The sequence below is a fragment of the Gordonia sp. LMA167 genome, assembly GCF_058130025.1.
Genome location: NZ_CM176708.1, coordinates 3,527,368 through 3,547,290, shown reverse-complemented (window position 1 = coordinate 3,547,290; position 19,923 = coordinate 3,527,368). Strand labels below are relative to the sequence as shown.

At 67.8% G+C, this 19,923-nt stretch carries 18 protein-coding genes; 4 read left to right on the top strand and 14 right to left on the bottom strand.

All coding sequences use genetic code 11. The features are described 5' to 3' along the window. Nucleotides 1-74 precede the first annotated feature (74 nt). From coaD to rsmD, 3 genes are read right to left on the bottom strand one after another with little or no spacing between them, the layout of a single operon-like run. On the bottom strand, nt 75-563 hold the full coding sequence (gene coaD / locus ACVT6V_RS16150) for a pantetheine-phosphate adenylyltransferase (protein ID WP_489894459.1): 489 nt from the start codon (nt 561-563) through the stop codon (nt 75-77). A gap of 32 nt (nt 564-595) precedes the next feature. Continuing rightward, nucleotides 596-1,666 (bottom strand): nitronate monooxygenase, encoded by a 1,071-nt coding sequence (locus ACVT6V_RS16145; protein ID WP_489894457.1) that lies wholly within the window; start codon nt 1,664-1,666, stop codon nt 596-598. Beyond that, the gene (gene rsmD / locus ACVT6V_RS16140) at nt 1,663-2,250 is read right to left on the bottom strand and encodes a 16S rRNA (guanine(966)-N(2))-methyltransferase RsmD (protein ID WP_489894455.1); all 588 of its coding nucleotides are present in this window, start codon (nt 2,248-2,250) and stop codon (nt 1,663-1,665) included. Before rsmD ends, ACVT6V_RS16145 begins: the two co-directional genes overlap by 4 nt. A 188-nt stretch (nt 2,251-2,438) precedes the next feature. Here rsmD and ectA point away from each other — a divergent pair, with 188 nt between their 5' ends. From ectA to ACVT6V_RS16120, 4 genes are all read left to right on the top strand, one after another. Continuing rightward, nucleotides 2,439-2,966: a diaminobutyrate acetyltransferase gene (gene ectA, locus ACVT6V_RS16135; RefSeq protein ID WP_489894453.1), complete on the top strand. Its 528-nt coding sequence runs from the start codon at nt 2,439-2,441 to the stop codon at nt 2,964-2,966. 128 nt (nt 2,967-3,094) lie between these two features. Then, entirely contained in the window at nt 3,095-4,366 is a 1,272-nt protein-coding gene (gene ectB / locus ACVT6V_RS16130; protein WP_489894451.1) for a diaminobutyrate--2-oxoglutarate transaminase, read from the top strand. Continuing rightward, a complete protein-coding gene (locus ACVT6V_RS16125; protein ID WP_489894449.1) occupies nt 4,363-4,800 on the top strand; it encodes an ectoine synthase in 438 nt (145 codons plus the stop codon). The genes ectB and ACVT6V_RS16125 overlap by 4 nt, the downstream gene beginning before the upstream one ends. Nucleotides 4,801-4,889: 89 nt before the next feature. Next, nucleotides 4,890-5,834, top strand: coding sequence for a Sir2 family NAD-dependent protein deacetylase (locus ACVT6V_RS16120; RefSeq protein WP_489894447.1), 945 nt, complete (start codon nt 4,890-4,892; stop codon nt 5,832-5,834). 46 nt (nt 5,835-5,880) lie between these two features. On the opposite strand, the gene proB is transcribed toward ACVT6V_RS16120, so the two are convergent. From proB to mobA, 11 genes are all read right to left on the bottom strand, one after another. Further along, nucleotides 5,881-6,996, bottom strand: a complete 1,116-nt coding sequence (proB, locus tag ACVT6V_RS16115) for a glutamate 5-kinase (RefSeq protein WP_489894445.1) — start codon at nt 6,994-6,996, stop codon at nt 5,881-5,883. Next, nucleotides 6,993-8,465: a GTPase ObgE gene (obgE, locus tag ACVT6V_RS16110; protein ID WP_489894443.1), complete on the bottom strand. Its 1,473-nt coding sequence runs from the start codon at nt 8,463-8,465 to the stop codon at nt 6,993-6,995. Before obgE ends, proB begins: the two co-directional genes overlap by 4 nt. A gap of 128 nt (nt 8,466-8,593) precedes the next feature. Beyond that, nucleotides 8,594-8,857, bottom strand: a complete 264-nt coding sequence (rpmA, locus tag ACVT6V_RS16105; RefSeq protein ID WP_489894441.1) for a 50S ribosomal protein L27 — start codon at nt 8,855-8,857, stop codon at nt 8,594-8,596. 62 nt (nt 8,858-8,919) lie between these two features. Further along, on the bottom strand, nt 8,920-9,231 hold the full coding sequence (rplU, locus tag ACVT6V_RS16100; protein WP_489894439.1) for a 50S ribosomal protein L21: 312 nt from the start codon (nt 9,229-9,231) through the stop codon (nt 8,920-8,922). Between the two features lie 309 nt (nt 9,232-9,540). Next, entirely contained in the window at nt 9,541-13,080 is a 3,540-nt protein-coding gene (locus ACVT6V_RS16095) for a translation initiation factor IF-2 N-terminal domain-containing protein (protein ID WP_489894437.1), read from the bottom strand. Nucleotides 13,081-13,499: 419 nt separating this feature from the next. Further along, entirely contained in the window at nt 13,500-13,916 is a 417-nt protein-coding gene (ndk, locus tag ACVT6V_RS16090) for a nucleoside-diphosphate kinase (RefSeq protein WP_489894435.1), read from the bottom strand. 68 nt (nt 13,917-13,984) lie between these two features. Continuing rightward, nucleotides 13,985-14,401, bottom strand: a complete 417-nt coding sequence (locus ACVT6V_RS16085) for a hypothetical protein (RefSeq protein ID WP_489894433.1) — start codon at nt 14,399-14,401, stop codon at nt 13,985-13,987. A gap of 174 nt (nt 14,402-14,575) precedes the next feature. Next, nucleotides 14,576-14,914, bottom strand: coding sequence for a DUF4233 domain-containing protein (locus tag ACVT6V_RS16080; RefSeq protein WP_489900837.1), 339 nt, complete (start codon nt 14,912-14,914; stop codon nt 14,576-14,578). A gap of 59 nt (nt 14,915-14,973) precedes the next feature. Beyond that, nucleotides 14,974-16,494 (bottom strand): bifunctional tetrahydrofolate synthase/dihydrofolate synthase, encoded by a 1,521-nt coding sequence (gene folC, locus ACVT6V_RS16075; protein WP_489900836.1) that lies wholly within the window; start codon nt 16,492-16,494, stop codon nt 14,974-14,976. Between the two features lie 146 nt (nt 16,495-16,640). Next, nucleotides 16,641-19,286 (bottom strand): valine--tRNA ligase, encoded by a 2,646-nt coding sequence (locus ACVT6V_RS16070; protein ID WP_489894431.1) that lies wholly within the window; start codon nt 19,284-19,286, stop codon nt 16,641-16,643. 26 nt (nt 19,287-19,312) lie between these two features. Next, nucleotides 19,313-19,921 carry a molybdenum cofactor guanylyltransferase gene (mobA, locus tag ACVT6V_RS16065; RefSeq protein WP_489894429.1) on the bottom strand — a complete coding sequence of 203 codons (609 nt, stop codon included), beginning with the start codon at nt 19,919-19,921 and terminating at the stop codon, nt 19,313-19,315. Nucleotides 19,922-19,923 lie beyond the last annotated feature (2 nt).

Sequence of the window (19,923 nt, the reverse complement as noted above, 5' to 3'; positions counted from 1 at the left end):
GAATGATGAGGCTGCAGGGGTGTGTCGCGAGCCGGCGGACACTCGCGCTTTCTGCGCACCGCGCGGTTCGACGCTCAGATCTGGCGTTCGCCCGCCAGCCGCGCCTGCAGACGTTCGTGGATATGAGGTGACAAGAAGGGCGAGACATCCCCGCCCAGCTTGGCCACCTCTTTGACCAGCGAGCTCGAGATGTGCGCGAAGCGCGGGTCGGTCAGCAGGAACATGGTCTCCACCCCGGCGAGCTCACGGTTCATCTGCGCCATCGGCACCTCGTAGTCGAAGTCGACAGCCGAGCGCAGGCCCTTGACCATCGTGTCGATGCCTTCGTTACGGAGATAGTCCACGAGCAGTCCCGTCCAACGGTCAACCCGGACGTTGCGCAGATCGGCACATGACTCGCGGATGAGCGCAATGCGTTCGTCGACCCCGAACATGCCGTGCTTGTTCGGGTTGACCACGACGGTGACGACGACCTCGTCGAAGCGCGCGGCGGCTCGCTCGACGATGTAGCGATGACCGATGGTGAACGGATCAAAAGAACCGGGGAAGACGGCTGAGGTCATGCCCGAAATCTACGCGAGCGGATCCGCGCCGGTCAGGGCGCGTCGGCCAGTTCGGCGCTCAGCCGCGCCATCACTTCGGCGACCGGACCGGTGGTCACCGCACGCCACCCCGTCCCTGCCCAGAGGTTGATGTCGTCCGGGTTCCCGGCCGCCGCAGCCGCGGCACGCAAGGGTTTCGTCAGATGGTGGACATGCGGATAGAGCGCGGGCGCTGCCGGGTGCCGGGTCGTGAAACCGTTGCGCAGCGACCGGGCGGAGCGGCCCGAGAACGCCCGGGTGATCACGGTGTCCGGATAGATCCGGTCCAGCAGTGCCCGTCGGTGGGCTGCTCCGGTGCCGGCCTCGTCCACGCACAGGAACGCGGTACCGAGCTGCGCGCCGATCGCGCCCAGCGAGATCATCGATCGGATCCCGGCGCCGTCGGTGATGCCCCCGGCGGCGACGACCGGCACACGCACGGCGCCGAGAACGGCGCGCACGAGTTCCCCGGTCGGCGCCAGAGGTCCACCAGCGGGGTCGGCGGGGTCATCGAACCAGAGGCCGCGATGTCCCCCGGCCTCCATTCCTTGCACGACCAGCGCATCGGCACCGGAGGCAACTGCCGCCCGCGCCTCGTCGACCGACGTGACCGTCACCGCGACCGGCGCGCCGATGCGCTCGTGAACCCGTTTCACCAACCGGGCGCCCGGATCGCCGAACGTGAAGCTGACCAGCCCCGGCCGACGCTCGGCGAGCAGGTCCACCTTTTCTTCGACGTGCTCGTCGCTGTATCGCGGTTCGCCCAGGTCGACGCCGTAGCGGCGGGCCTCGTCGGCGAGTTCCGCGCGGTAGCGATCGATCTCGATGCGCAGATCACCGCCCTCGACGCCGTCCGTCAGCGGGTCGCGGCCGGACAGGAAGATGTTGACCCCATAGGGCGCGGTCGTACGCCGCTCGACCTCGCCGACGAGCTCGTCCATCGCCGTCGGCGTGAGATATCCGGCCGCGAGCATCCCCAACCCGCCCGCTGCACCGACGGCCGCGACGAGGGCGGGAGTGGTCGGTCCACCGGCCATCGGGGCCGCGACGATGGGCACCCGAACCTCGAGGTCACCGATCCTCATCGGCGCCCCTCCCCGCTGTCGAGCACATGTCGGTCACGGGCGGCGACCTCCACCCGCGTATCACCGTAGGTCTTGTGGACCAGCACCGTCAGCCCGTCCGGCCACACGGTCTCGGATGCCCGGGCCGCACGCTCCACGATGACGATGCCGTCGTCGCCGAGCCATCGAGTCGCGAGAACCTCCAGGTCGGCCGTCATGGTCGCGTTGTCGAGGTCGTACGGCGGATCGAGAAACGCGACGTCGACCTCCCCGACGCCGGTCGAACCGAGATAGGAGGCCACCGGCCTGGTCACGACCGTCGCACGATCGGCCACCCCGCACGTCCGCACGTTGGCCGTGATCGCAGACGTGGCACGCCGGTGCGCGTCGACGAACACCGCCCGCGCCGCCCCTCTGGAGAGCGCCTCGAGTCCCAGTGCGCCCGACCCCGCGTAAAGGTCGAGCACCCGAGCCTCGGCGAGGTCGGCGCGCGCGAGGACGATGTTGAAGATCGCCTCCCGCACCCGATCGGAAGTCGGCCGAGTGCCTGCATCGGGTACCGTCAATCTGCGTCCTCGCAGTTCACCCGCAATGATCCTGGTCATCGACACCCATTGTGCGCTACCGCCGAGTGGGACCTGCAGGCCCCTTTTCCCATTTGACGTTCCCTCACGCAACAGTTTGTGACCCACTTCACAAACAGTGGCTGAACTGGGGATTGGAGGGGGTTTCGACGTCCGATTTCGTCGGACGCATGACTTCGCGGATACGCATTGTTAACGTCGAATAAGTCATGAGCCCGATACAAACAAGCACGGCCCCAACAACTGCCCTTGCTGTCGATTATCGGCAGCCCACCGCCGACGACGGCGAAAGATTGTGGGAGATCGCCTCGGACTCAAAGGTTCTCGACGTCAACTCGAGTTACGCCTATGTCCTGTGGTGCCACGATTTCGCTTCCACTTCGATCGTCGCCGAAGTCGACGGGCGTCCGGTTGGCTTTGTCACCGGCTACCGTCGCCAGACCGACCCGTCGACCCTGATGGTCTGGCAGGTCGCGGTTGACGACTCCTGCCGCGGCCATGGTGTTGCCGGAACCATGCTGCACCGCCTCTTCGATCGCTGCCAGCGATCCGGTGTGGTGGCGATGCACACCACCATCAGCCCGGACAACGTTGCGTCGCAGCGCCTGTTCGAGTCGGTCGCGAATGCTCGTGGTCTGCGCTTCGAGCGCCGGAGCCTCTTTGCCGCGGACCACTTCCCGGACGCGCACGAGCCCGAGGACCTGTACCTCCTCGAGCCCGAACTCATCGAACCCTGATATCCACCACCAATAGTCAAGCTTTGGACGGCCTCGAGCCCGAGTCGCCGGCATCCTTCGATGTCGGCGCAAGGCTCGTGTGACCGGTCGTTCTCTTTGATCGTCACAACAGAAAAGGGGGAAGTCACATGCAACTTCTCGATCAGACAGTAGACGATTCCATTTTCACCCAGCACGAGTCCGAGGTGCGCAGCTACTGCCGCAGCTGGCCCGCGGTGTTCACCCGCGCCAGCGGCTCGTACATCACCGATCAGAACGGTCGTCAGTTCCTCGACTTCTTCGCCGGCGCCGGTTCGCTGAACTACGGCCACAACAATCCGGTGATGAAAGCTGCTCTCCTGGACTACATCTCGGATGACGGAATCACCCACGGACTGGACATGGCAACGGTCGCCAAGGGTCAGTTCATCGAAACCTTCAACGACAAGATCCTCGCGCCGCGTGGGCTGGACTACAAGATCCAGTTCCCCGGTCCCACCGGCACCAATGCCGTCGAGGCCGCACTGAAGCTGGCCCGCAAGGTGACCGGACGCGAGTCGATCATCAGCTTCACCAACGCCTTCCACGGCATGACGCTGGGATCGCTCTCGGTGACCGGTAATTCGATGAAGCGCGCGGGCGCCGGAATCCCGCTGGTGCACGCCACCCCGATGCCGTTCGACAACTACTTCGGCGGTGTCGTCGAGGACTTCAACTGGTTCGAGCGCGTGCTCGACGACTCGGGCAGTGGGCTCAACCGCCCGGCAGCCGTCATCGTCGAGACCGTGCAGGGCGAGGGCGGCGTCAACGTCGCGCGTGCCGAGTGGCTGCGCGCACTGGCGGAGCTCTGCAAGCGTCGCGACATCCTGCTCATCGTCGACGACGTGCAGATGGGCTGCGGTCGGACGGGCGAGTTCTTCTCGTTCGAGGCCGCCGGCATCAAGCCCGACATCGTCACGTTGTCGAAGTCGATCAGTGGATACGGTCTGCCGCTGGCACTGACGCTGTTCCGGTCGGATCTCGACGTCTGGACCCCGGGCGAGCACAACGGGACCTTCCGTGGAAACAACCCGGCGTTCGTCACCGGCACCAAGACCATCGAACACTTCTGGAGCGACGACGCACTGACCCGCGACGTGCACGCCAAGGGTGATCGCATCCACACCGCGTTCTCCGGGCTCTGCGAGACCTACTCGGGCATCTCGACCCGTGGTCGCGGAATGGTTCAGGGTCTCGTGTTCGACGAGCCCACCGCGGCCGGCAAGGTGTGCGCCCTGGCCTTCGAGGCCGGACTGCTCGCCGAGACCTCGGGCCCGTCTGATGAGGTCGTGAAACTGCTTCCGCCGCTGACGATCTCGAACGAAGATCTCGACCGCGGCCTGGCCATTCTGTCCGAATCTGTCAAGGAGGTGATCGGATGATCGTCCGTACCACAGCTGAAATCACCGGAACCGACCGCGATGTCGCCGACCCCAAGGGCAACTGGGTCTCCAAGCGGATCGTGCTCGGCGGCGACCACGTCGGATTCTCGTTCCACGAGACCACGATCAACGCGGGCTCGGTCAACGAGTTCCACTACGCCAACCACGTGGAAGCCGTCTGGCTCGTCGAGGGAGAGGGCACGCTCCTCGACCGCGAGAGCGGCGAGACCTACCCGCTGGCGCCGGGCACCATGTACCTGCTGAACGGGCACGAACGCCACACCGTCACCGCCGACACGCAGATGCGCATGCTGTGCGTGTTCAATCCCCCGGTCGTCGGCACCGAGGTCCACGACGAGAACGGCGTGTACCCGCTGGTGACCGTTCCGGAGCCGAGCGGCAAGCACACCCCGGAAGCCGTGTCAGCGGACTGACCGAGGACTCTCGTAGACTCCCACCGGCCCGGCCGAACCATGCGTTCGGCCGGGCCGGTGTCGTCGTCGGCACCGCTATCCTGGACAGGGTGCGTACCCGATTGCAGATCGGCTGGACGCCGGCCGAACCGACGCCCCTCGATGCCGACATCACCGAGCGGATCGATGACGCGCGCAGGTTGCTCGCCGGGCGGCGGATCGTGGCGCTGACCGGCGCCGGGATCTCCACGGATTCGGGAATTCCCGACTACCGCAGCCCGGGCGCCCCGGCCCGCACCCCCATGACCCTCGAGATGTTCCTGTCGTCGCCCGAGTTCCGCCGCCACTACTGGGCCCGCAACCATCTGGGGTGGCGACACATGGACGCGGCGCGACCGAACGCGGCCCATCACGCACTCACCGACCTGCAGCGCCGAGGCCGACTCACCGGCGTGATCACGCAGAACGTCGACATGCTGCACACCAAGGCGGGCACACGTCGCGTACTCGAACTGCACGGATGCTACGGCCGGGTCCGCTGCCTGGCGTGTGACTGGCGGATCTCGCGCCACGGTCTGGCCCGCCGGCTGGACGCCCTCAACGCCGGATTCACCGAACGCGTGCGCGGGCGGGGCGCGATCGAAGTCGCGCCGGACGCGGATGCCAGTGTCGACGACACATCGGATTTCACCATGATCGACTGCCCGCAATGCGGTCACATCGTCAAACCCGACATCGTCTACTTCGGCGAGAGCGTCCCGAAAACAACAGTGCAGCAGGCATTTTCGATGGTCGACGAAGCCGATGCACTCCTCGTGGTCGGATCGTCGCTCACCGTGATGAGCGGACTGCGATTCGCACGGCACGCGCACCGCACCGGCAAGACCCTGGTGATCGTCAACCGCGGCGCGACCCGGGCCGACGATATCGCCGACCTCAAGATCGACCACCTCGCATCCGTGGTCCTGCCTGCCCTGGCGGACCCACCCGACGACGCCGCGCCGAGTTCGTCCCCCGGGGTTCGCCAAACACTCCACCTGCAACCGGAGGGTTGAGCGATACCCGGGGACGAACCGTCGCGCACGAGGCGCCCGGCGATGATCAGACGGCCACGAGGTCGTCGGCGTGGATGACCGGACGGCGAAGATCGGCGGGCAGCGCGGAGGTGGACCGGCCGGCCATCAACGAGATGTCGTCGGAGTCGTAGGCGACGACGCCACGTGCGCGCACCGAACCCGACGGCTCGACGAGTTCCACCACGTCGCCGGCGTAGAAACGGCCGTCGACGCTGACGATCCCGGCCGGCAGCAATGATCGGCGGCGCTCCGCGACCGCCTTGACGGCACCGTCGTCGAGCACGAGCCGACCGCGGGCATCCGCGGCGTGCCGTACCCAGAAGCGTCGCGCCGACAGTCGTTCATCGCGCCCGGCGAACACCGTCCCGACCGACGCGTCCGCCAATGCCTGTGCGGCCTTGTCGGCGGAGGCGAGCAGCACCGGAACTCCGGCATCCGCCGACAACCGCGCAGCGGCGAGTTTGGACGCCATCCCGCCGGTGCCCAGCGCGCCACCCGAACCGGCGATGACGCCGTCGAGGTCTTCTGGTCCGTGCACTTCCGGAATCAGGCGTGCCCGGCGGCCATCGGCGCCGACCTTGCGCGGGTCGCCGTCGTAGAGTCCGTCGACATCAGACAGCAGGACGAGGGCATCGGCCCCGGCAAGGTGCGCGACCAGCGCGGCGAGGCGATCGTTGTCGCCGAACCGGATCTCCGTGGTCGCCACCGTGTCGTTCTCGTTCACGACCGCCACCGCGCCCAGTGAACGCAGACGATCCAGCGTCCGTTGGGCGTTGGCGTGGTGGGCGCGGTTCGAGATGTCGTCCGCGGTCAGCAACACCTGGCCGACGGTGCGCCCATAGCGGTGGAACGATGTCCCCCACGCATGCGCCAACGCCAGCTGACCGACACTGGCCGCGGCCTGCTTGGTGGCGAGATCCGTCGGCCGCTTCTTCAGGCCCAACGGTGCGATTCCCGCTCCGATCGCACCGGACGACACCACGATGACATCGGAGCCGGCGCGCATCCGCGCTTCCAGCGCGTCGGCGAGACGGTCGAGTCGGGTGCGGTCCAGACCGTCGTGCAGATCGGTGAGCGCCGACGACCCGATCTTCACGACGATGCTGCGGGCCCGGGCGATCCGCTCCCGGACGTCGCTCACGGGAGCTCCCGTTCGGTCTCCTCGCCGAGGTCGGGCAATCCGCGGCGCAACCGCCGGGCCTGCTTGCGCTCGGCTGCGCCGATACGCTCGTTGCGATCGAGCCGGACGTCGGTGCCGCGGCCGGTGACCGGTACATCGTCACCCATCGGTGTCGAGGGCTCCCAGTCGAAGGTCACGTCGCCGATGGTCACCGGCGCGCCGGGCTGAGCGCCGAGCTTGACGAGCTCGTCTTCGACCCCGAGCCGGTTCAGTCGGTCCGCGAGGTAACCGACGGCCTCGTCATTGTCGAACTGGGTCTGCGCGATCCACCGTTCGGGCCTGGTTCCGCGCACGATGAACCCGCCGTCGGACTCGGGGTCCGCCGACACCGTGAACTCGGCCTCGTCGATGGCCTTGGGGCGGATCACCTGCCTACGGCGCTGCGGCTTCGGATGGCTCTCGCGGTACTCCGCCACCATGCGGGCCAGGGCGAAGGTCAGTTCCCGCAGGCCCTCGTGGGCCACTGCCGATATCCGGAAGATGGGCCAGCCACGTTGCGCAAGTTCGGGTTCGACGAAATCGGCGAGCTCGGCCGCGTCGGGGACGTCGATCTTGTTGAGGATGATCACCCGGGGCCGCTCGGCGAGATCGCCGAGGCCGTGGTCGGTGTCGAGGGCCGGCCGATAGGCCGCGAGCTCCGCCTCGAGTGCGTCGATGTCGGAGATCGGGTCCCGGCCGGGCTCGAGGGTCGCGCAGTCGACGACGTGGGCCAGCACCGCGCATCGCTCGAGGTGCCGCAGGAACTCGAGTCCGAGTCCACGGCCGGTCGACGCGCCGGGGATCAGTCCGGGGACGTCGGCGATGGTGAACACGTCACCGGCGGTCTGCACGACACCGAGGTTCGGGGCGAGTGTGGTGAAGGGATAGTCCGCGATCTTCGGTTTGGCAGCCGACAGGACCGACACGAGCGAGGATTTCCCGGCGGACGGGAAGCCGACCAGCCCGACGTCGGCGACGGATTTCAGTTCGAGAACCAGGTCCCGATGCTGGCCCTCCTCACCGAGCAGGGCGAAGCCCGGCGCCTTGCGTGCCTTCGACGCGAGGGACGCATTGCCCAGGCCGCCACGGCCACCCTGTGCGGCCTCGAAGGTCGTACCCTCACCGACCAGATCGGCGAGGATCGAGCCGTCGCCGTCGAGGATGACGGTGCCGTCGGGCACCTTCAGCACCAGGTCCTCACCCATCGCGCCGTCGCGATTGTCACCCATCCCGGGCTTGCCGTTGGACGCTTTGGCGTGCGGCCGGAAGTGGAAGTCGAGCAGGGTGTGCACCTGTGGGTCCACCACGAGACGAACGGACCCCCCGTTGCCCCCGTTGCCCCCGTCGGGCCCGCCGAGCGGCTTGAACTTCTCGCGGTGGACCGACGAGCAGCCGTGGCCGCCGTTACCCGCCGCGACGTGGATCGTCACGCGGTCGACGAACCGAGACATCGGTGTACTTCCTCTCTGAAAAAACAAACAGGGCGGGAGGGTTCATCAAGACCCTGCCCGCCCTGTGTAGAGCTCTGCTGCGACGACGTCCACGCGAAGTGGGTAGTCGCCACGGTGCCGGCGTCCGGTCAGACCGACGCGGTCTCCGGGACGATGTTCACCGTCTTGCGGCCACGCTTGGTGCCGAATTCGACCGAGCCCGTCGCCAGGGCGAACAGGGTGTCGTCGCCACCGCGACCGACGTTGACGCCCGGGTGGAACTTGGTGCCGCGCTGGCGGACCAGGATCTCTCCGGCGCTGACCTGCTGACCACCGAAACGCTTCACGCCGAGGCGCTTGGCGTTGGAATCACGACCGTTGCGCGAGCTGGACGCGCCCTTCTTGTGTGCCATCTCTGCAGTCCTCCTGGCAGTACTAAGGCTGATGGGGCCACGGGGCGTGCCCCATGGGTTGATTACTTGATGCCGGTAACCTTGAGGACCGTCAGCTTCTGACGGTGACCCTGGCGCTTGTGGTAGCCGGTCTTGTTCTTGAACTTGTGGATGCGGATCTTGGGGCCCTTGACATGCTCGACGACCTCACCGGTCACCGAGATCTTCGCGAGCTTGTCCGCATCTGTGGTGAGGTCGGAGCCGTCGACGACCAACGCCACCGGCAGGCTCACGCTGGTGCCGGGCTCGCTGTCGATCTTCTCGACCTTCACAATGTCGCCCTCAGCGACCTTGTACTGCTTACCGCCGGTCTTGACGATCGCGTACGTTGCCATCGAAGCTGTCCTCTTTAACTCGTCTGTCGGACCCACGGCGCTGGTTGGCGCACCGCGGGTGTGTGGGTGGTGCGTTCCTGGTGTGGGCCGCAGACGGTCCCGCGGACTGGGCCGGGGAGTCACTGCGGATCACACCAGAGAGCCTGTCGACGGGTTTCACGCGGCGCAGCGGTGCGATCCAGGGTGACCTGGATGTTCCGGGCACAGCGAGAACCCTCCGCCGAAGGCGACCAATCAAGATTACGGGACCGCCGCCGGTCGGGTCAAACTCACCGACACCGGGCCCGACCTGCTCGTTGGCCTGGTCGTTCACTCCTCGCCGGGCGGTGGCCCGGCCGGGCGGCCCGCGGTGCGTCGGCGCGGCCGACGCCGCACGGCCACCGCCGCCTCGGTGGAGGTCGTCTGGCCGGTAGGTCCGAACGTCGTCAACGGAGCGGACTTCGCTCCTCCGTCAGCGGTCATCACCACGGGTTGGGATGACACCGGCGGCGCCGCCGCCTGCCGCACGACTCGACGTCGACGGCGTGCTGTAGCGCCCCCATCGGGCGCGGTCGACGTCTCCGGCCGGCTCGGCGACTCCGCGGGCTCGGCCGGCGGCTCCGTGGTCTCGCTCGGCGCCGTCTCGGGCCGGCTCGACGACTCGGCCTGAGCAGCGGCCTTCTCCGGGAGGCCCGACGATTTCTCGGTCTCGGTCGACTTCTTCGCCTCGCCGCGAGACTTGCCGGGCTCGCGCGAAGCCTTCTCCGGCTCGTCGGCCTTGTCGGGCTCGTCGGCCTTGTCGGGCTCGTGGGCCTTCTCGGGCTCGTGGGCCTTGTCGATCGCGTGATCGCCAGTGGCCTCGTAGTCGTGTTCGCCGTCGTGATCGTGATCGTGTGCGTGTGCGGCCATCGCCCGGAACATCGGATGCTCGGCCGGATTGTGAGCCGGCTTGTGGGCTTCGGCTGCCGGCTCGGCCTTACGGCGGTTTCGCCGTGACCGCTTCGAGCCGCCGCCGTCGCCCTGCGACACATCGTCCTGACGGATCTCCACCGGATTCGCGTGCACCACGATGCCGCGGCCACCGCAATGGGCGCATGGGGTCGAGAACGCCTCCAGCAGACCGGTGCCGAGACGCTTGCGCGTCATCTGCACCAGGCCGAGCGAGGTCACCTCGGACACCTGGTGACGGGTCCGGTCGCGTGCGAGCGCCTCGGTGAGCCGTCGCAGGACGAGGTCACGGTTGGACTCGAGGACCATGTCGATGAAGTCGACGATGATCATGCCGCCGATGTCGCGCAGCCGCATCTGCCGCACGATCTCCTCGGCCGCCTCCAGGTTGTTGCGGGTGACCGTCTCCTCGAGGTTGCCACCCGAACCGGTGAACTTGCCCGTGTTGACGTCGACGACCGTCATGGCCTCGGTGTGCTCGATGATCAGGGTGCCGCCCGACGGCAACCACACCTTGCGATCCAGCGCCTTGGCCAGCTGCTCGTCGATGCGATGCACCACGAACGAGTCCGGTGCATCCGCGTGCGCCTTCTCGAAACGCTCGACACGATCCATCAGGTCCGGCGCGACCGCGCTGATGTAGCGCTCCACGAGATCCCAGGCCTTGTGGCCTTCGACGACCAGCTTCTTGAAGTCCTCGTTGAACAGGTCGCGCACCACGCGGACCAGCAGGTCGGGCTCCTCATACAGTGCCTGCGGCGCGTTCGAGCCCGAGCTCTTCGCCTTCCCGACCGCGGTGTCGATGGACTTCCACTGACCCTCGAGGCGCTCGATGTCGGCGGCGAGGTCCTCGGCGCTGACGCCTTCGGACGCGGTGCGGATGATCACCCCCGCGTCCTCGGGAACGAGCTTGCCGAGGATGCTCTTGAGCCGCTTGCGCTCGACATCGGGCAGCTTGCGGCTGATTCCGGTGGAGGAACCACCCGGCACATACACCAGGTAGCGGCCGGCGAGGGAGATCTGGGTGGTGAGGCGGGCGCCCTTGTGACCGACCGGGTCCTTGCTGACCTGCACGAGCACGTTGTCGCCGGGCTTCAGAGCCTGCTCGATCTTGCGCGACCCACCATCGAGTCCGGCGGCATCCCAGTTGACCTCGCCGGCGTAGAGCACACCGTTCCGGCCGCGGCCGATGTCCACGAACGCGGCTTCCATGCCCGGCAGCACGTTCTGCACGCGGCCGAGGTAGATGTTGCCGACCATCGATGAGGACGTCTCGGTGGTCACGAAGTGTTCGACCAGGACACCGTCCTCGAGCACCGCCACCTGCGTGTAGTCCTCGATCGGCGCCGCATCGTCGTTCCGGTCGGACGAGTTCGCGCCCGGCGAGATCGAGCTGTTGGCGCTGCGTTCGCGGACCACCATCACGCGGTCGACCGCCTCGCGGCGGGCCAGGAACTCCGATTCACTCAGGATCGGCGGCCGCCGACGGCCCGCGTCGCGTCCGTCACGACGCCGCTGGCGCTTGGCCTCCAGTCTGGTCGAACCCGAGATCCCCTGGACCTCGTCGCGGGCCTTCTTGCTCCGCGGCTCACGCTCGTGAACAACGGTGTTCGGCGGATCGTCGGGAGAGCTGTCCTCGGGCTCGCCGCCGCCCTTGCGACGGCGGCGTCGGCGCCGCCGCTTCGACGACGACGCGTCACCGTCGTCGGCCGAATCGGAGTCGCCGTCCTCGGCGCCCTCCGCCTCGGACCCGGCTTCGCCGTCCTGGTCGGCGTCTCCGGACTCGCCACCCTTGGTGCGCTTGTCCTTGTCCGCCTTGTCGTTGCCCGCCTTGTCCGAGGTGACCTTGTCCGTATCCGCGTCGGACTCGGTGGAGTCGTCCTTGGCATCCCGGCCCTTGGGCTTCTTGCCCTTTTTGCCGGACGGCCGCGTGGAGCCTGCCTCGTCGGTGCCCTGCGCGTCGTCGGACTCGTCGTCGGAATCATCCGCGCCCGCGTCTGCTTGATCTCCGCGACCGCGACCGCGACCCCGACGGCCCCGACGACGCCGGCGCGAGGAGCGCTCTCCGCCGCCGGACGACTCGTCGTCGTCCGAACTCTCGGCATCGCGGTCGGCGTCGGTGTCCGACTCGGTGGCCTGGGCGGGCCGTGCGGTGCGGGCGGCCGGCTCGACTGCCTGCGGCGAGAGGAACAGCGGCTGTGCGACCGCCGGTTCCGCGGCCGACGGAACGGGAAAGTGCTGGGTTTCGTCAACGGCCGAGAACAGCGTCGGCATCCCGACCTCCGGCGCACGAGGCGCCGCAGACTCGGCCGGGGTCGCCGGCTGGTTGTCCGTTGACGAGGCCTCGCTCGGTGTCTCGATGTCGGCCGGGGTCTCGGCTGCCGGGGCCTCGGCTGCCGGGGTCTCGGCTGCTGGGGCCTCGGCTGCCGGGGTCTCGGCTGCCGGGGTCTCGGCTGCCGGGGCTGCCGGGGTCTCGGCTGCCGGGGCTGCCGGGGTCTCGGCTGCTGCGGGGCTCGCCGGCCCCGTGCCTTCCGGTCCGCTGCTTTCCGGTTCGGCGCTCGCCTGTCCGGTGCTCTCCGGCTGCGCGCCCTTGTCCGTCGCCTCCGTCGGGGCGGTCCCCGATGGGGTGTCGGCGGCGCCCTCGACGCCGGCGGTATCCGCGGCGTCCTCGACGGCCTCGACCGCCGCTTCGTCCACCGCGACATGCTCGCGCACCCGAGCGGCGACGGCCTGGGCGGTCTCGCGGTCAATGCTGGATTGGGGGCTTCGAGTCTCGATACCCAATTCCGCGAGGTGCGCCAGCACCTGACGGCTGGTCAGGCCCAATGTCCTGGCCAGGGCGTGCACTCGAAGCCTGCTGGGGAATTCTTCCGCCGATCCTGACGCTGCGTTCGCGTCAGCCGGCGACCCGTTGTCGGTCACTCAATCTCCTCGAGCCCCCGGGCGCGTCGGGCTGACGCGGCCACGCGAGGGCTTCACTCTGTGTCCCGGTCACCACTGGACCGGTGTTGTGTGGTCTTCGCGCCTTCTCCGCAACCCGGAACTCCTGGTCACGAGGCGGCGCCTTGCGTTGTTTGATGACCTCATCCGGTCGGTGTCTTCCACACCATCGAGGACGGGCCGCGAAGCCCGCTGCCCGGCGCCGAAGCAACCCGGACATCGATGGGGAAGACACGGGAATCGGGGTGACCGATACCAGAGGCGCCATCCGGTCGGCGGCGACAAAGTGTGTCACCGACAACTGTGCAAGTATCCCACACCGCGAGTCGATCCCCGCACACTACGCGCGTTTGACCGGTGTTCCGGAGCGCGCAGTTGAAGGCCCGAGGGTGCTCTCGCCGTCAGACGCCCAGGTCAGGGAACCACAACGCGATCTCGCGCTCGGCCGACTCCGGTGAGTCCGAGCCGTGCACGAGATTGGTCTGTGTGCTCAGGGCGTAATCACCACGGATCGTGCCGGGAACGGCCTTCTCGACCGGGTCCGTGCCACCCGCGATCTGCCGAAACGCCGCCACCGCGCGGGGCCCCTCGAGGACCGCGGCCACCAACGGACCGGAGGTGATGAACTCCAGCAGGGACGGATAGAAGGGCTTTCCCTCATGCTCGGCGTAATGACCGCGGGCCACCTCGTCGCTGACCGTCTTCAGCTCCAGGGCGACGAGCTTGAGTCCCTTGCGTTCGACCCGGCTGATGATGTCGCCGACCAGAGAGCGGGCGACGCCGTCGGGCTTGATGAGTACCAGAGTCCGTTCAGTCACCAGCACACCTTAGCGAGTCGCGCACCGAGCAGGGCACTGCCGCCGATTTCGACGACGGGTGTCGCGGATCACGAGCAATACTGTCCGTCCACCGCGAAGAAGCCGTAGTTGAACAAGCTGCCGGATCGGGACCTGGGATCGACGATGACCTGGATGCAGCCGCCCGGCGACTTGAGTGCGCCGGCAAGTGCGATGTCGAACTGCGCGGCCAACGCGAGGTTCGCCGGGCGATACTGCTGCGGCACGGGCAACGCCGCGATCGCATCCGGGACCTTCATCGTCGCGGCCCGCTCGGTCAGGTCGTGGGTGGCGAGGTAGCTGTATTCACCGTCGGCGGCAGGCATCGGTGCGTCGGCAACCGGCAGGTCCTCGGGCGCCACGGTGGGCGCCGCAGTGGCGACCCCACCGGTTAATGACGAACCGATCACGGTCAGCGCCAGCGCAGCGGTGGCCCAGGGTCGGCGAAGGCAGGTGATGACAGACAAACTATTCCTCACGTCACGGATGGTCACCGGGGTCAGGGCACAGATGATTGTTCGCCCCCCAGCAGCGACATTCTCACAGTCTCGGGCCTCGAAAAGCGAGCGTCGGGAGGTCACAGTCGGGCAACACCTGTTGCAGGCGCCGAAGCCGGCATCGTCGTTGCCGAACGGACCACGTCAGCCGTCCAACGGTTCCTGCCCCGGCAACATCCCCTTGGCGATCCGGACCTCGACATCGTGTTTGATGTAGGCGATGTAGACCCAGACGCACAGGAAGATGACGCCGATCACCGCGATCGACCAGTGCAGGAACCCTCCGGCGATCACCAGGACCTGCAGGCCGATATCGAGCCGGAGCGCATGGCTGCGGCCCTGGAGTCCGGCCGCGACGACATGGGCCGCCACGAGGAATCCCAGATAGCCGCCGGAGACCCAGGACAGTCCCGAACCTATGTTCGCCACGATCGGGAAGGTCAGTCCGAGGACGATGACCTCCAGGATGAGGGTGCCGGCCATGACTCCGCGCAGCCCCTTCCACGGGTCTGTCGCGGGTGGGCTGTACCGAATCGGTTCGCTCACGTGGGCTCCTTGCCGAACAAGGTGCGTGCCGCGCCCGCGGTGACCACCGATCCCGTGATCACCACACCGGCGCCGGCAACGGGTTCGCCGTCGGTCTGTTCGGCCAGACCGATCGCCGTTTCCACGGCATCGGGCAGGAATGGCTTCACGACGACACGGTCCTCTCCGAAGATCGGCAGTGCGATCTCGAGGAGCGACTCGGTGTCGAGCGCGCGGGGCGAGCCGTTGTTGGTCACCACGAGGCTGTCGAACACGGGCTCCACGGCCTCCAGGAAGCCCTCGGCGTCCTTGTCCCCGAGCATGCCGACGACCCCGATGAGACGCCGGAAATCGAATTCCTCGGCCAGTGCCTGTGCCAGCGCAGTTCCGCCGTGTGGATTGTGGGCGGCGTCGATGAAGACCGTCGGCGCGCTGCGCACCCGCTCGAGCCGGCCGGGGCTCGCGACGGCCGCGAACCCGGCACGGACGGCGTCGATGTCGAGTTGCCGGTCGGCGCCGGCGCCGAAGAACGCCTCCACCGCGGCGAGCGCGAGAACGGCGTTGGACGCCTGATGGGCACCGTGCAATGGCAGGTATACCTCGTCGTACACCCCGCCGAGGCCTTGGAGCCGCAGCATCTGCCCACCAACCGCGGTCACCGAATCGAGGACGGTGAACTCCGAATCCTGCCGTGCGACAGCGGTGTCCGCCTCGACGGTCTGTCGGAGCAACACGTTCATCACGTCGGGTTCCTGCACCGCGATGATGGTGACGGGGTCGGTCGCGACGAGGTCGTCACCGCGGGCCTTCTTGATGATCCCGGCCTTCTCCCCCGCGATCGCGGCGAGGGTGTCGCCGAGATAGTCGGCGTGGTCCATGGCGATCGGGGTGATCACGGCCACCGTGGCATCGATGACGTTGGTCGCGTCCCAACGCCCACCCATCCCCGTCTCGACGACCGCAACGTCGACCGGCGCCTCGGCGAACACCGCGTAGGACATCGCCGTCAGCACCTCGAACTTGCTCATCCGCGGGCCACCGGACGCGGTCGACGAGTCGTCGACCATCGTGAGGTACGGCTCCAGCTCGCGGTAGGTGTCGATGTAGGTGCGGGCGCTGATCGGTCTGCCGTCCACCGAGATCCGCTCGGTGACGCGCTGCAGGTGCGGGCTGGTGATCCGGCCGGTGCGACGATGCAGTGCGGTGAGCAGTGCGTCGATCATCCGTGCCACCGACGTCTTGCCGTTGGTCCCGGCGATGTGGATCGCCGGATAGCCGTGCTGCGGCGACCCGAGCAGGTCCATCAGGGCCGAGATCCGGGTCAGGGACGGTTCGATCTTGGTCTCGGGCCAGCGGGTGTCGAGCTCGGCCTCGACCTCGGCGAGCTCGGCCAGCGTGGCGGCGTCGTCATGCGGACCGTTGCCCGCCGACGGCGGCCGGTCCTCGTCGTCGCCGGGTTGATCATCCGAGTAACCGTCGTCGGCGGCCGCATCGTCGGCGTAGAGATCGTCGGGCGCGCCCCCGCGACCGGCGAGCAGCGACCCCAGATCGGTCGGCAGCGGCGCAGCGCCGAGCGGATCGACATCGAAATCGTCATCACCGCGCGGATCGGCGCCGAGATGGTCCCGGTCGATCTCGTCGATGTCCTCGTCATCGGCGCTGCCGTGGCCGATGTCGCGCGGGCTCACGAGCCGCTCAACGCACTGAGGGCGGCTCCGAGACGTTCGACTTCCTCGGTCGCCACCTTCTGTCGCTGCCGGATCTTCGCCACGACAGGTTCGGGCGCCTTCGAGAGGAACTGGTCGTTGCCGAGCTTGGCGGTGGTGCTCGACAGTTCTTTCTCGGCCGCAGCCAGATCCTTGGCCAGACGCTTGCGCTCGGCCTCCAGATCGACGGTTCCCGATGTGTCGATCCGCACCGTCACGGTTGCCGCCGAGAGGCGGACATCGATCGTCGCGGTGGCGGCGAAATCGTCGTCGGCACTCTCGAGACGGGCCAGCGAGTCGAGGTACGGCCGCGACGGGGTGAGGCCGGCGAGGTCGAGTCCGTCGATCTCGGCCGCCACCCGCTGCCCCGGCCGCAGCCCCTGATCGCTCCGGAACCGTCGCACCTCGGTGATGAGGCGCTGCAGATCGTCGATGTGCTGGGCGGCGGCAGCGTCGGCAACGGCGCTGCCGGCCTGCGGCCACGGAGCCACGACCACCGATTCCCCACCGGTCAGCGACTTCCACAGCACCTCGGTCACGAACGGCATCACCGGGTGCAACAGGCGCAGCAGCTTGTCGAGCACGGCGCCCAGCACCAGCGACGTCGTCCGCGAACGTTCGTCGTCGTTCTCGGCAAACTGCACCTTGGCGAGCTCGAGGTACCAGTCGCACACCTCGTCCCAGGCGAAGTGGTACAGCGACTCACAGGCCTTGGAGAACTCGTAGCTCTCGAAACCGGAATCGGCCTCGGCGAGAACCGTGTCGAGCCGACCGAGTATCCATCGGTCCGCCTCGGTCAGCGCGGTGGCGTCCGGCAGCTCACCCAGTACCGCCCCGTTCATCATCGCGAACTTCGTCGCGTTGAACAGCTTCGTCGCGAAGTTGCGCGACGACTGGGCGTGGTCCTCGCCGACAGAGATGTCGCTGCCCGGGTTCGCTCCGCGGGCCAACGTGAAACGCAGTGCGTCGGCGCCGAAGCGTTCGACCCAGTCCAGCGGGTCGATGCCGTTGCCCTTCGACTTCGACATCTTGCGGCCGTGTTCGTCGCGGACGAGGCCGTGCAGGAACAGGTTGTGGAAGGGCACCTTCTTCTCGCCGTCGAATTGCGGGGCGACGTAGGTGCCGAACATCATCATCCGGGCCACCCAGAAGAACAGGATGTCGTAGCCGGTGACGAGAACCGATGTCGGATAGAACTTCTCGAGATCAGTGGTCTTCTCGGGCCACCCCAGGGTGGAGAACGGCCACAGGCCCGACGAGAACCAGGTGTCGAGGACGTCGGTCTCCTGGACATAGCCCTCGGGCACATCGTCGTCGGGCCCGACACAGACGATCTCGCCGTCGGGGCCGTACCAGATCGGGATCCGATGACCCCACCACAGCTGGCGTGAGATGCACCAGTCGTACATGTTGTCGACCCAGCCGAACCAGCGCGGCTCCATCGACGTCGGATGGATGACCGTCTCGCCGTTGCGGACCGCGTCGCCGGCCGCTTTCGCCAGGGTCTCGACCTTGACCCACCACTGCATCGACAGCCGCGGCTCGATCGGCTCCCCGGTCCGCTCGGAATGGCCGACACTGTGCAGGTAGGGGCGGACCTCCTTGACGATGCGCCCCTGGTCGGCGAGCGCCTCGCGCACCTTGACCCGCGCCTCGAACCGGTCCATCCCGTCGAACGGCGTCCCGGTTCCGGCGATACGCGCCTCGGCGTCCATGATGGTGGGCATCGGCAGGTCGTGGCGCTGACCGATCGCGAAGTCGTTGGGATCGTGAGCGGGCGTGATCTTGACTGCGCCACTGCCGAATTCGGGATCGACGTAATCGTCGGCGATGACCGGGATCCGGCGGTCGACGAACGGGTGCGCCAGCTCCGTCCCGATCAGGTGCGCATAGCGTTCGTCGTCGGGGTGCACCGCGATGGCGGTGTCACCGAGCATCGTCTCCAGACGGGTGGTGGCCACCACGATGTGCGGTTGATCGTCATCGAGGCTGCCGTAGCGGAAGCTCACCAGCTCGCCCTCGACATCGGCGTAGCTGACCTCGATGTCGCTGATCGCCGTCTTGAGTACGGGCGACCAGTTGACCAGTCGCTCGGCGCGATAGATGAGCCCGTCGTCGTACATCTGCTTGAACACCGTCTGCACGGCGCGCGAGAGCCCGTCGTCCATGGTGAACCGCTCGCGGCTCCAGTCGACCCCGTCGCCGAGGCGACGCATCTGGTTGCCGATGTTGTCGCCGATCTCGGCCTTCTCGGTCCAGACCCGCTCGATGAACGCCTCGCGGCCGAGGTCGTCGCGGGTGAGACCCTCGGTCGCGAGCTTGCGCTCGACCATGGTCTGCATGGCGATCGCGGCGTGGTCCATCCCGGGCAGCCACAACACCTCATAGCCCTGCATCCGACGACGCCGCGACAGTGCGTCCATGAGCACATGCTCGTAGGCGTGGCCCATGTGCAACGAGCCGTTGACGTTCGGTGGCGGGATGACTATCGAGAAGGCCGGCCGGTCACTGGTCGCGTCGGCCGTGAAGTAGCCGGCGTCCACCCAGTCCTGATACAGCCGTGCCTCATGCTCGGCGGGATCCCAGGACTTCGGCAGCTCGCGGGTGGGGTCGGGTGTGGTCACCCCACAATCTTAGGGAACGCCCCACCTCACACGTGGAGCCGGTGCAGGTCCTCCGGCGCGTTGACGTTCGTGAGCCACTCCGGGTTGCTCACCGCGACACGATGCGTGTTCAGCGCTTCCAGTGCCGCGAGCATGCGCCGCTCGCCGCGCGCGGTCAGATCGGCGATGATGCCCGCGGCGTCCGTGCGGTAGAGCCCGGCCATCGGGTGATCCCGCTGCGCGTCGGTCGCGATCACCGCCTGCGTCGACGCGGTGACACCGCGCAGGAGCTCGTCGACCAGGTCCGCCGAGATCAACGGCATGTCGGTGGCACAGACGAACGCCCACACCGCACCGGCCGCCGCGGCTCTCGACAGCCCCACCGCCAGTCCACCCAGCGGTCCCGTACCGGGGATCTCATCGGTGACCCATTGTGCTTCGGGACCCCCCGTCCCGTACAGCGACTGGTAGGCCGCCGATTCCTCGGCCGCGGCCACCAAAACGGGTTGGCAACGCTCGCCCATGACTCGCACGACCCGGGCGAGCATCGGCTCCCCGTCCCAGTCCATCGCGGCCTTGTCGCGGCCCATCCGCCGGGAACGTCCACCCGCGAGCACGATTCCCGCCACCTGCTGTCCTACATCCGTTTGCGCCATGG

Coding starts and splice junctions, on each gene's coding strand:
- rplU (WP_489894439.1), bottom strand. CDS start 9,231: ATGGCAACGTACGCGATCGTCAAGACCGGCGGTAAGCAGTACAAGGTC.
- obgE (WP_489894443.1), bottom strand. CDS start 8,465: ATGTCTCGGTTCGTCGACCGCGTGACGATCCACGTCGCGGCGGGTAAC.
- ACVT6V_RS16080 (WP_489900837.1), bottom strand. CDS start 14,914: ATGGCCGGCACCCTCATCCTGGAGGTCATCGTCCTCGGACTGACCTTC.
- mobA (WP_489894429.1), bottom strand. CDS start 19,921: ATGGCGCAAACGGATGTAGGACAGCAGGTGGCGGGAATCGTGCTCGCG.
- ectA (WP_489894453.1), top strand. CDS start 2,439: ATGAGCCCGATACAAACAAGCACGGCCCCAACAACTGCCCTTGCTGTC.
- rsmD (WP_489894455.1), bottom strand. CDS start 2,250: ATGACCAGGATCATTGCGGGTGAACTGCGAGGACGCAGATTGACGGTA.
- rpmA (WP_489894441.1), bottom strand. CDS start 8,857: ATGGCACACAAGAAGGGCGCGTCCAGCTCGCGCAACGGTCGTGATTCC.
- ACVT6V_RS16145 (WP_489894457.1), bottom strand. CDS start 1,666: ATGAGGATCGGTGACCTCGAGGTTCGGGTGCCCATCGTCGCGGCCCCG.
- ACVT6V_RS16125 (WP_489894449.1), top strand. CDS start 4,363: ATGATCGTCCGTACCACAGCTGAAATCACCGGAACCGACCGCGATGTC.
- coaD (WP_489894459.1), bottom strand. CDS start 563: ATGACCTCAGCCGTCTTCCCCGGTTCTTTTGATCCGTTCACCATCGGT.
- ectB (WP_489894451.1), top strand. CDS start 3,095: ATGCAACTTCTCGATCAGACAGTAGACGATTCCATTTTCACCCAGCAC.